The organism is Neisseria sp. HMSC055H02, assembly GCF_001813335.1.
Classification (GTDB): domain Bacteria; phylum Pseudomonadota; class Gammaproteobacteria; order Burkholderiales; family Neisseriaceae; genus Neisseria; species Neisseria sicca_C.
This window is the reverse complement of the sequence record NZ_KV812125.1, coordinates 66,495-77,609: the sequence shown is the minus strand read 5'-3', so window position 1 is coordinate 77,609 and position 11,115 is coordinate 66,495. Positions and strand designations below refer to the sequence as shown.

Genomic DNA, 11,115 nt, shown 5'->3' with positions numbered 1-11,115 from the left:
GTACTGGTTTAAAGTTAATCCACTATAATGTCGGATTCGAGAAGCCGATGTGAAACCAAACAGGAGAAAAACCATGAAACAACCAACCAAATGGCTTGTAGCCGCCCTGATTGCCTTGGGCTTGAACCAAGCGGTGTGGGCGGATGACGTATCGGATTTTCGGGAAAACTTGCAGGCGGCAGCACAGGGAAATGCAGCAGCCCAATTCAATTTGGGCGTGATGTATGAAAATGGACAAGGCGTGCGCCAGGATTATGCTGAAGCGGTCAGATGGTATCGGCAGGCGGCAGAACGGGGAGATACTGAAGCCCAATTCAATTTGGGCGGGATGTATGAAACCGGGCGCGGCGTGCGCCAGGATGATGCCGAAGCAGTCAAATGGTATCGGCAGGCGGCAGAACAGGGAAATGCAGCAGCCCAATATAATTTGGGCGTGATGTATGACGAAGGACAAGGCGTGCGCCAAGACGATGCCGAAGCGGTCAAATGGTTTCGGCAGGCGGCAGCGCAGGGTTTAGCCCAAGCCCAATTCAATTTGGGCGTGATGTATGAAAATGGGCAAGGCGTGCGCCAAGACGATGCTGAAGTGGTCAAATGGTTCCGTAAGGCGGCGGAGCAAGGGTTAGTCGAAGCTCAATACAATTTGGGCGTGATGTATGCCGAAGGACGCGGCGTGCGCCAAGACGATGCCGAAGCGGTCAGATGGTATCGGCAGGCGGCGGAACAGGGGGTAGCCCAAGCTCAATTCAATTTGGGCGTGATGTATGAAAATGGACAAGGCGTGCGCCGGGATGATGCCGAAGCGGTCAAATGGTATCGGCAGGCGGCAGCACAGGGGTTAGCCAAAGCCCAATCCAATTTGGGCGTAATGTATTACAAAGGGCACGGCGTGCGCCAAGACCTTGCGCTCGCTCAAGAATGGCTTGGCAAGGCGTGTCAAAACGGAGACCAAAACGGCTGCGACAATTACCAACGCCTGAAGGCGGGTTATTAATCGGCTCGCAATGCCGTCTGAAAGCGGCTTGTGCAGGGGGCGGACATCTCCTGCTCAATATGATTTGTTTTAGGACAAAACCAAAATGACTTTCCAAAACAAAAAAATCCTCGTCGCCGGACTCGGCGGCACGGGTATTTCCATGATTGCCTACCTGCGCAAAAACGGCGCGGAGGTGGCTGCGTATGATGCGGAGCTGAAACCGGAGCGCGTGTCGCAAATCAGTAAGATGTTTGACGGGCTGGTGTTTTACACGGGTCGTCTGAAAGATGCGTTGGACAACGGTTTCGATATTCTGGCACTCAGTCCCGGCATCAGCGAGCGTCAGCCGGATATCGAGGCATTCAAGCAAAACGGTGGGCGCGTGTTGGGCGACATCGAATTGCTGGCGGACATTGTGAACCGCCGCGGCGACAAGGTGATTGCGATTACCGGCAGTAACGGCAAAACCACGGTAACGAGCCTGGTCGGCTATCTCTGCATCAAGTGCGGGCTGGATGCCGTTATCGCGGGCAATATCGGTACGCCGGTTTTGGAGGCGGAATTGCAGCGCGAAGGTAAAAAGGCGGACGTGTGGGTGTTGGAGCTTTCCAGCTTCCAACTGGAAAACACTGAAAGCCTGCGCCCGACTGCGGCGACGGTGCTGAACATTTCCGAAGACCATCTCGACCGCTACGACGACTTGCTCGACTACGCGCATACCAAAGCCAAGATTTTCCGTGGCGATGGCGTGCAGGTTTTAAATTCAGACGACGTGTTCTGCCGCGCCATGAAACGGGCAGGGCGCGAGGTGAAATGGTTTTCGTTGGAACACGAAGCCGATTTTTGGCTGGAACGCGAGACGGGTCGTCTGAAACAAGGCAATGAAGATTTGATTGCCACGCAAGACATCCCGCTGCAAGGTCTGCACAACGCCGCCAACGTCATGGCTGCCGTGGCTTTGTGCGAAGCCGTCGGTTTGCCGCGTGAAGCATTGCTCGAACACGTCAAAACCTTCCAAGGCCTGCCGCACCGCGTGGAAAAAATCGGCGAGAAAAACGGCGTGGTGTTCATCGACGACAGCAAAGGCACAAACGTCGGCGCGACCGCCGCCGCGATTGCCGGTTTGCAAAACCCGCTCTTCGTGATTGTGGGCGGCATGGGCAAAGGGCAGGACTTCACGCCTCTGCGCGATGCGCTTGCCGGCAAGGCAAAAGGCGTGTTCCTGATCGGCGTCGATGCGCCGCAAATCCGCCGCGATTTGGACGGCTGCGATCTGAATATGACCGACTGCGCCACTTTGGAAGAAGCGGTTCAGACGGCATACGCCCAAGCCGAAGCTGGCGATATTGTGCTGCTCAGCCCCGCCTGCGCGAGCTTTGATATGTTCAAAGGCTATGCGCACCGTTCGGAAGTGTTTATCGAAGCGTTTAAGGCTTTGTAAGGTCGTCTGAAACATGAAAAGAGGGTTGGTTTTACCGTAAACCTTGTGTGTCATTGCCTCAAAGGTCGTCTGAAAACGTTAAGGCAGTTTCAGACGACCTTTTTGCAGCAACGGCAAACTTGTTCCTTGCCTTTATCCGGTGTGACTGTTTCTTAAAAATTGCCTATGCGGGCAAACGGCGAGGCGGCGGGCAGCCATGCCTGACCGAAAAAACGTGTGTTCATCAATCCGAAAGGAAAACCCATGAATTTTCAAGACTACATCCGTTACGATGCCGTCGGTTTGGCAGATCTGATCCGCAAAAAAGAAGTGTCCGCCGATGAAGTGTTGCAGGCTGCTTTAAGCCGCTTGGACGAAGTCAATCCCAAGCTCAATCTGTTGGCGCACGATTTGCGCGAACGCGCGGCGGCGTGGCAGGGATCGTCTGAAAATGCCGATGCGCCTTTGGCGGGCGTGCCGTTTTTACTCAAAGACCTGCTGGCGGATTGGGAAGGCGCGCCGACATGGTCGGGTTCGCGCATGATGCAGCATTACATTGCCAAGCAAAACAGCGATTTAACCCAAGCCTATCTCGATGCGGGGCTGCGCGTGTTCGGCAAAACCACCACGCCCGAATGGGGCGCGTATCCCGTTACCGAAACCGAAATTTACGGCATCACGCGCAATCCGTGGCATTTGGATTACACCGCAGGCGGCAGCAGCGGCGGCGCGGCGGCAGTGGCTTCGGGCGTCGTACCCGCAGCGCACGGCTGTGACGGCGGCGGTTCCATCCGTGTACCCGCGCACAACTGCGGCGTGTTCGGGCTGAAACCCACGCGCGGCCGCAGCAGTTACGCGCCGAACGCATCGGAGGCGTGGCAGGGTTTGGTATGCGACCATGTGTTGACCCGCAGCGTGCGCGACAGCGCGGTTTTGCTGGACATCGCCGCCCAAACCCAAGAGCGCGCCCTGTATGCCTGCCCGCCGCCGCCCGAAAACGGTTTTGCAGGCAGCCTGAAACAAGAAACAGGTCGTCTGAAAATCGCTTTTTGGAAACAGGCATGGTTTGGCGGCGGCAACGACGAAGGTACGGAAGCCGCGTTTGCCCATAGTTTGAAACTGATGCAAGACGCGGGACATGAATTGGAAGAAGCCACGCCCGATTTTGCGCCGCCTGAACAGCTCAACCGAGCTGCCCGCATCATCGTTATGGGCGAAACGGCAAAACTGTTCTACCAATATCAATACGAAACCGGGCAAAAACTGCCGCACCGCCTGCTTGAGCCGACAACGTGGGCAATGATTGTGCAGGGGCGGCAAATCAGCGCGGGCGAAATGGCATGGGCGCGCGACGTGATGCTGGCGCAGGAACGTGCCGCCAAAGCATTTTTCACGCGTTACGACGTGTTGATGACGCCCGTCTGCCCGCGCACCACGCCGAAAATCGGCGAGATGATGCCGCCACCCGCCGCACAAAAAGCCATGCGCCTGCTGTTTGGCACGCTGCGCTTGGGTTTTCTGTTGAAAAACAACCCGTTTTTAGAAAAAGAAGCCGCCGCAACGCTGCAATACGTCGGCTATACGTCGCCGCTGAACATGAGCGGCAACCCAGCCATGAGCGTGCCGCTTTACCGGCATAACGGGCTGCCCGTCGGTACCCAGTTCGCCGCCGCACATGGGCGCGAAGACACGCTGCTCCGCCTCGCTGCGCAGTTGGAACAGATACAGCCGTGGGCGGAAATACTGCAGGTGGTTTAGGGGGTGCATTGGGTAAAAAGCGGTCTATTTGATCGAAGAAAAGATTCATAAAAGGTCGTCTGAAAACATAAAAACGTTTTCAGACGACCTTTTTTGCGTGTGTGATGGGTAGGGTAGGGCGCAAAGAACGCCGGAATCCGACTGTCTTTAAAGAATCTGAATTGTTGCTTTGGCAAGAAACCTTTAGAATGACGTTTTTCTGATTTTCGATATTTTCAGACGACCCGTATATCCAAAAGGTCGTCTGAAACGTTTGTTCCGTAACGGATGTTTGTTCATGATTAGTCTTTCCAAAATTCTCGACCGCCCGATTTCCCGCAGCGGTCAGAAATTCGATACATCGCTTTTGTGGATGACGGTGTTGATGACCGTGTTCAGCCTGGTGATGATTTATTCCGCTTCGATTGCTTACGCGGCGGCGGAGGGCGGTACGCAGTTTTCTTTTGTCGGCAAGCAGGCTTTGTTTGTCGCGGTCGGCGTTTCTGTGTGCATCGGCCTGTCTTTTGTCAGCATGAACACTTGGAAAAAGCTTATGCCCTGGTATTTCGGCTTCTCGGGACTTTTGCTGCTGCTGGTTTTGTTTTTGGGGCGGGAGATTAACGGGGCAACCCGCTGGATTCACGCGGGACCGGTCAATATCCAGCCGACGGAGTTGTTCAAGCTTGCCGTCGTTTTGTATTTGTCCAGCCTGTTCACGCGCAAGGCGGAAGTGTTGCAGAGCGTGAAGAAGATTATGTTTCCGGGCGGGCTGATTGCCGCGGGTTTGGTGTTGATTATGTTCCAGCCCGACTTCGGTTCGTTCGTCGTCATTGTCGGCGTTACGATGGCTATGGTGTTTTTGGCGGGTTTCCCTGCCAAGTATTTCATCATGCTGGGGATGATTCTGGCTTCATTTATGATGGCGGCGATTATGCTTGCGCCTTACCGCATGGCACGCGTGTCGGCGTTTTTGAATCCGTGGGCGGACCCTTTGGGAAAAGGCTACCAGTTGACGCATTCGCTGATGGCGATTGCGCGCGGCGAATGGTTCGGTCAGGGCTTGGGCGCGAGCTTGGAAAAACGCTTCTACCTGCCTGAGGCACATACCGACTTTATCTTTGCCGTCATCGGCGAGGAATTCGGCTTTTTGGGTATGTGTATTTTGGTTGCGTGCTATGTTTGGCTGGTCGTCCGCGCCTTTTCCATCGGACGGCAGGCGCGCGATTTGGATTTGACCTTCGGCGCGTATGTCGCCAACGGCATCGGTGTTTGGATAGGTATTCAGAGTTTTTTCAATATCGGCGTCAACATCGGCATTTTGCCGACCAAGGGGCTGCCGTTGCCGTTGATGTCTTATGGAGGTTCGGCGGTTGTGGTCATGCTGGTGTGCATTACCTTATTGTTGCGCGTCGATTATGAAAACCGCAAAAAAATGCGCGGTTACCAAGTGGAGTAAATCATGGGCGGTAAAACTTTCATGCTGATGGCGGGCGGCACCGGCGGCCATATTTTCCCCGCGTTGGCGGTGGCGGAATCATTGCGCGCGCGCGGCCATCATGTGATTTGGCTGGGCAGCGAAGGCTCGATGGAGGAGCGCATCGTGCCGCAATACGACATCCTGCTCGAAACGCTGGCAATTAAAGGCGTGCGCGGCAACGGCACCAAACGCAAGCTGATACTGCCGTTTACTTTGTATAAAACCGTCCGCGAAGCGCAGCGGATTATCCGCAAACACCGCGTCGAATGCGTCATCGGTTTCGGCGGCTTCGTTACCTTCCCCGGCGGCTTGGCTGCGAAGCTCTTGGGCGTGCCGATTGTGATTCACGAGCAAAATGCCGTGGCAGGTTTGTCCAACCGACAACTGTCGCGCTGGGCGAAGCGGGTGTTATACGCTTTTCCGAAAGCGTTCAGCCACGAAGGCGGCTTGGTCGGCAACCCCGTCCGCGCCGATATTGCCAACCTGCCTGCGCCTGCCGAACGCTTCCAAGGGCGTGAAGGTCGTCTGAAAATCTTGGTGGTCGGCGGCAGTTTGGGCGCAGACGTGTTGAACAAAACCGTTCCGCAGGCTTTGGCTTTGCTGCCCGACGATGCGCGCCCGCAGATGTACCACCAATCAGGCCGGGGCAAGCTGGGCAGCTTGCAGGCGGATTACGACGCGCTGGGCGTGAAAGCCGAATGCGTGGAATTTATTACCGACATGGTGTCCGCCTACCGCGATGCCGATTTGGTGATTTGCCGTGCCGGCGCGCTGACGATTGCCGAGTTGACGGCGGCGGGGCTGGGTGCGCTGCTGGTGCCGTATCCTTACGCTGTCGATGACCATCAAACCGCCAATGCGCGTTTTATGGTGCAGGCAGAGGCAGGATTGCTGTTGCCGCAAACCCAGTTGACAGCGGAAAAGCTCGCCGAAATCCTCGGCGGCTTAAACCGCGAAAAATGCCTCAAATGGGCGGAAAACGCCCGCACATTGGCGCTGCCGCACAGCGCGGACGATGTGGCGGAAGCCGCCATCGCATGTACGGCATGATGACATGATGTGATGAACGAAACAGAGGTCGTCTGAAAACCAAGAAACGGGTTTCAGACGACCTTTTTGCAACTTGGCAGCCGTATTGTGCGGGAGTATGATGCAAATAGGAATTTCTCTCATTGGAGGCTGCTATGTCCGAAAAAATCTCTCCCGAAACCGTTTCCGTCCTGTCCGGTACCATGCTGATTCCCCTGTGGGCGAAGGCTGTGGAGCAGGGTAGGGCGCAGCCGCTTTTGCGCGATGACGAAGCCATGCGGATGTTGGGCAAGATTGACTACGACTTCGGCAAGTTTGCCAAAGCCAAAGCATCGCAGGTCGGCTGTTGCGGGCGGGCGAAGCTGTTGGACGATATGACCCGGCACTTTATCGCCGAACATCCCGATGCCGTCGTGGTGCAAATCGGTGCGGGGCTGGATGCGCGTTACGAACGCTTGGGCAAGCCGCGCATTACCGCTTGGTATGATTTGGATTTGCCTGAAGTGATTGAAGTGCGGCGTATGCTGCTGCCCGAGTCGAACAATCATTATCTGGGCGCGTCCATGTTCGACGAAGCGTGGATGAACACCGTCGCCGCGCACGGCAAACCCGTGTTGCTCGTGATCGAAGGCGTGTTGATGTATTTTGAAGAGGCGCAGGTGCAGGACTTTTTCAAACAGGTTGCGCGCCGTCTGCCGCACGCCCAACTTGCCTTCGATACCATTCCCAAAGCCTACATCGGACAAAGCAAACGCCACGACGCGCTCGGTAAAATGGACAAACCGCCCGAGTTCTGCTGGGCGATAAGCGGAACGGACGACATCCGACGGCTGATGCCGGGCGTGGAAATCATCGAAGAAGCGGGCTTGAGCAGCGTCTGCAAACCGCGTTATCCGTGGCTCTTGCGCCTTTTGTATGCGACCGCGTGGGGACGGCGCAAATTGGATATGCGCTTGATGAGGATACAAGTGCCGTCAAGTTGATAAACGAGAGGTCGTCTGAAAACGGTTTTCAGACGACCTTATGTTTTGTTTTTGCTGGTATTTTGGTAGTTGAGGTCGAGTTTAAAAATGGGTAATTTGCCGCTGAACGAAACCTCTTTTTCACCCATATTGCCACCAATGTGAAATCCTGTATGCCGAAACATCTTTAATTTACAAGAAAACTATGGCGCAGAAGCGGATAGCCCTTTAAAATAACGCCTTTACGCATCGAAAATCCACCGGAACGCAACATCATGATGAAAAATCGAGTCACCAACATCCATTTTGTCGGTATCGGCGGCGTCGGCATGAGCGGTATCGCCGAAGTCTTGCACAATTTGGGCTTTAAAGTTTCCGGTTCGGATCAGGCGCGAAATGCGGTTACCGAGCATTTGAGCAGCTTGGGTATTCAAGTTTATCCCGGCCATACTGCCGAACATGTTAACGGCGCGGATGTTGTCGTAACCTCTACCGCCGTCAAAAAAGACAATCCCGAAGTCGTCGCTGCGCTGGAGCAGCAAATCCCTGTTATTCCCCGCGCCCTGATGCTGGCGGAACTGATGCGTTTCCGTGACGGCATCGCCATTGCCGGTACGCATGGCAAAACCACGACCACCAGTCTGACTGCCTCCATCCTCGGCGCGGCAGGTCTCGACCCCACTTTCGTTATCGGCGGCAAACTCAATGCCGCAGGTACCAACGCCCGTTTGGGCAAAGGCGAATACATCGTCGCCGAAGCCGACGAGTCCGATGCGTCCTTCCTGCATCTGACTCCGATTATGTCCGTCGTCACCAATATCGACGAAGACCACATGGATACCTACGGACACAGCGTCGAAAAACTGCATCAGGCGTTTGTCGATTTTATCCACCGTATGCCGTTCTACGGCAAAGCGTTTTTGTGTATCGACAGCGAACACGTCCGCGCGATTCTGCCCAAAGTGAGCAAGCCTTACGCGACTTACGGCTTGGACGATGCCGCCGATATTTACGCGACCGAAATCGAAAGCGTCGGTGCGCAAATGAAGTTTACCGTTCATGTCCAAATGAAAGGACATGAGCAGGCGCCGTTTGAAGTCGTGTTGAACATGCCCGGCAGACACAACGTCCTTAATGCCTTGGCAGCCATCGGTGTGGCGCTGGAAGTCGGCGCATCCGTCGAAGCGATTCAGCGCGGCTTGCTCGGTTTCGAAGGCGTCGGCCGCCGCTTCCAAAAATACGGCGACATCAAGCTGCCCAACGGCGGAACCGCGCTGTTGGTGGACGACTACGGGCACCATCCCGTCGAAATGGCAGCGACCCTCTCCGCCGCACGCGGCGCGTATCCGGAAAAACGTTTGGTGCTCGCCTTCCAGCCGCACCGATATACCCGCACGCGCGATTTGTTTGAAGACTTTACCAAAGTCCTCAATACTGTTGACGCACTGGTGTTAACCGAAGTTTATGCCGCCGGCGAAGAGCCGATTGCCGCCGCCGACTCCCGCGCCCTTGCCCGTGCCATCCGCGTATTGGGCAAACTCGAGCCGATTTACTGCGAAAACGTCGCCGACTTGCCTGAAATGCTGTTGAACGTTTTACAGGACGGCGACATCGTGTTGAATATGGGCGCAGGCAGCATCAACCGTGTACCTGCCGCGATGCTGGAGTTGTCAAAAAAAGCCTGAGGCGCAACCTTCTCGCCATGTCGCGACAGCGGCCCGATGAAGCAATTTTTTATCAGGTGGGACAAACAAAATTAAAGTATTTATTAAGGTCGTCTGAAAGGCCGATTGGTTTTCAGACGACCTGTATCAATAAACAAAGCAATCAAGAAAGAACAAAAACAATGCAGAGTTTTGGCAAAGTAGCCGTATTGACGGGCGGCTTTTCCAGCGAACGCGAAATTTCGCTGGATAGCGGTGCTGCCATTTTGAATGCTTTAAAAAGCAAAGGCATAGACGCACACGCCTTCGACCCTAAAGAAACGCCCTTGGCGGAATTGAAAACCCAAGGTTTCCAAACTGCTTTCAATATCCTCCACGGTACTTACGGCGAAGACGGTGTCGTTCAGGGCGCGTTGGAATTGTTGGGCATTCCTTATACCGGCAGCGGTGTCGCCGCTTCTGCCATCGGCATGGACAAATACCGCTGCAAACTGATTTGGCAAGCTTTGGGGCTGCCCGTTCCCGAGTTTGCCGTTTTGCACGAAGACTCCGATTTCGATGCCGTCGAACAACAACTCGGCTTGCCTATGTTTGTTAAACCGGCAGCCGAAGGCAGCAGCGTCGGCGTTGTGAAAGTGAAAGAAAAAGGTCGTCTGAAAAGCGTTTACGAAGAATTGAAACACCTTCAAGGTGAAATCATCGCCGAGCGATTTATCGGCGGCGGCGAATATTCCTGCCCCGTGTTGAACGGCAAAGGCCTGCCCAGCATACACATCATCCCCGCGACCGAGTTTTACGACTACGAAGCCAAATACAACCGCGACGACACTGTTTATCAATGTCCGTCCGAAGACTTGAGCGAGGCTGAAGAAAACCTGATGCGTTCCCTGGCAGTCCGCGGAGCGCAGGCAATCGGGGCAGAGGGCTGCGTGCGCGTCGATTTCCTCAAAGATACCGACGGTAAGCTGTACCTCTTGGAAATCAACACGTTGCCCGGCATGACGAGCCACAGTTTAGTACCGAAATCCGCCGCCCATACCGGCGTGGATTTTGCCGATTTATGCATTGAAATTCTGAAAACCGCACATGTGGGATGACGCAAGCGCACTGGGTCGGCTGACCCGCTGGCTGTTGCTGCTGATGGCATTGCTGCTCATCGGCACCTGCATAGCCTGGCTATACAACTCCAATCATTTTCCCGTCAAACAAGTGTCCATACAGGGCAAACTGACCTATTCGGACGGGAAGGAACTTCAGCGCGCCGCTCAACAGCACACGCACAGCAATATTTTCCGTGCCGATTTGGACGGTATTCAGGCAGCCTTTCAAAAGCTGCCGTGGGTGGATTCCGCCATGGTGCGCCGCCGCTTTCCCGATACCGTCGAAATTCATTTGACCGAGCGCGTGCCTGTCGCCCATTGGCGCAGCGGCGGCTTGGTCGATTCCAAAGGCAATGTGTTTGACGCCCAGCTCAAAGCCAAGCTGCCCATCTTTGAAGGACAGCCCGGTACGGGCAAAGACATGGTCAAACACTACGAAGAATTTTCCGGCATCCTCCGCCGGCAAAATCTGGCGATTAAAGAACTGATTTATACGCCGCGCTCCGCCTGGTTGGTGGTCTTGGACAACGGGATTACCGTCAGGCTGGGAAGAGAGAACGAAATCAAACGCCTACAGCTTTTCGCCGAAATTTGGCCGACGCTGTTGCGTAAAAATCAAAATCGGTTATCCTACGTTGATATGCGGTATAAAGACGGATTTTCCGTGCGTTACACATCAGAGACGTCGTCTGAAAATCTTTCAGACGACTAAAGCCGAGCAAACGGCGTGAAGCAAACTATTGCCGATAC

The 11,115-nt window shown here is 54.9% G+C and carries 9 protein-coding genes; all 9 read left to right on the top strand.

Annotated features, from left to right (window positions below; genetic code table 11):
* The first annotated feature begins 73 nt into the window (after nucleotides 1-73).
* The 9 genes from HMPREF2907_RS10390 (at nucleotide 74) to HMPREF2907_RS10350 (ending at nucleotide 11,077) form a co-directional block, all read left to right on the top strand.
* Nucleotides 74-994, top strand: coding sequence for a tetratricopeptide repeat protein (locus HMPREF2907_RS10390; RefSeq protein WP_070682630.1), 921 nt, complete (start codon nucleotides 74-76; stop codon nucleotides 992-994).
* Between the two features lie 85 nt (nucleotides 995-1,079).
* Entirely contained in the window at nucleotides 1,080-2,417 is a 1,338-nt protein-coding gene (gene murD, locus HMPREF2907_RS10385; RefSeq protein WP_070682629.1) for a UDP-N-acetylmuramoyl-L-alanine--D-glutamate ligase, read from the top strand.
* Nucleotides 2,418-2,660: 243 nt separating this feature from the next.
* Nucleotides 2,661-4,154 (top strand): amidase, encoded by a 1,494-nt coding sequence (locus tag HMPREF2907_RS10380; RefSeq protein WP_070682628.1) that lies wholly within the window; start codon nucleotides 2,661-2,663, stop codon nucleotides 4,152-4,154.
* A 277-nt stretch (nucleotides 4,155-4,431) separates the two neighbouring features.
* Nucleotides 4,432-5,589, top strand: coding sequence for a putative lipid II flippase FtsW (gene ftsW / locus HMPREF2907_RS10375; RefSeq protein WP_070682627.1), 1,158 nt, complete (start codon nucleotides 4,432-4,434; stop codon nucleotides 5,587-5,589).
* A gap of 3 nt (nucleotides 5,590-5,592) precedes the next feature.
* Nucleotides 5,593-6,660, top strand: coding sequence for an undecaprenyldiphospho-muramoylpentapeptide beta-N-acetylglucosaminyltransferase (gene murG / locus HMPREF2907_RS10370; RefSeq protein ID WP_070682626.1), 1,068 nt, complete (start codon nucleotides 5,593-5,595; stop codon nucleotides 6,658-6,660).
* Between the two features lie 134 nt (nucleotides 6,661-6,794).
* Entirely contained in the window at nucleotides 6,795-7,622 is an 828-nt protein-coding gene (locus tag HMPREF2907_RS10365) for a class I SAM-dependent methyltransferase (protein ID WP_070682625.1), read from the top strand.
* A gap of 254 nt (nucleotides 7,623-7,876) precedes the next feature.
* Nucleotides 7,877-9,286 (top strand): UDP-N-acetylmuramate--L-alanine ligase, encoded by a 1,410-nt coding sequence (gene murC, locus HMPREF2907_RS10360; protein ID WP_070682624.1) that lies wholly within the window; start codon nucleotides 7,877-7,879, stop codon nucleotides 9,284-9,286.
* A gap of 161 nt (nucleotides 9,287-9,447) precedes the next feature.
* Complete coding sequence (locus HMPREF2907_RS10355) at nucleotides 9,448-10,362, top strand: D-alanine--D-alanine ligase (protein WP_070682623.1); 915 nt, start codon at nucleotides 9,448-9,450, stop codon at nucleotides 10,360-10,362.
* Complete coding sequence (locus HMPREF2907_RS10350) at nucleotides 10,352-11,077, top strand: cell division protein FtsQ/DivIB (RefSeq protein WP_070682622.1); 726 nt, start codon at nucleotides 10,352-10,354, stop codon at nucleotides 11,075-11,077. Before HMPREF2907_RS10355 ends, HMPREF2907_RS10350 begins: the two co-directional genes overlap by 11 nt.
* Nucleotides 11,078-11,115: the final 38 nt, after the last annotated feature.

What these genes read in the sequence shown, in the direction of transcription:
- ftsW (WP_070682627.1), top strand. Translation starts at nt 4,432, where the DNA reads ATGATTAGTCTTTCCAAAATTCTCGACCGCCCGATTTCCCGCAGCGGT.
- HMPREF2907_RS10365 (WP_070682625.1), top strand. Translation starts at nt 6,795, where the DNA reads ATGTCCGAAAAAATCTCTCCCGAAACCGTTTCCGTCCTGTCCGGTACC.
- murC (WP_070682624.1), top strand. Translation starts at nt 7,877, where the DNA reads ATGATGAAAAATCGAGTCACCAACATCCATTTTGTCGGTATCGGCGGC.
- murD (WP_070682629.1), top strand. Translation starts at nt 1,080, where the DNA reads ATGACTTTCCAAAACAAAAAAATCCTCGTCGCCGGACTCGGCGGCACG.
- HMPREF2907_RS10390 (WP_070682630.1), top strand. Translation starts at nt 74, where the DNA reads ATGAAACAACCAACCAAATGGCTTGTAGCCGCCCTGATTGCCTTGGGC.
- HMPREF2907_RS10355 (WP_070682623.1), top strand. Translation starts at nt 9,448, where the DNA reads ATGCAGAGTTTTGGCAAAGTAGCCGTATTGACGGGCGGCTTTTCCAGC.
- HMPREF2907_RS10380 (WP_070682628.1), top strand. Translation starts at nt 2,661, where the DNA reads ATGAATTTTCAAGACTACATCCGTTACGATGCCGTCGGTTTGGCAGAT.
- HMPREF2907_RS10350 (WP_070682622.1), top strand. Translation starts at nt 10,352, where the DNA reads ATGTGGGATGACGCAAGCGCACTGGGTCGGCTGACCCGCTGGCTGTTG.
- murG (WP_070682626.1), top strand. Translation starts at nt 5,593, where the DNA reads ATGGGCGGTAAAACTTTCATGCTGATGGCGGGCGGCACCGGCGGCCAT.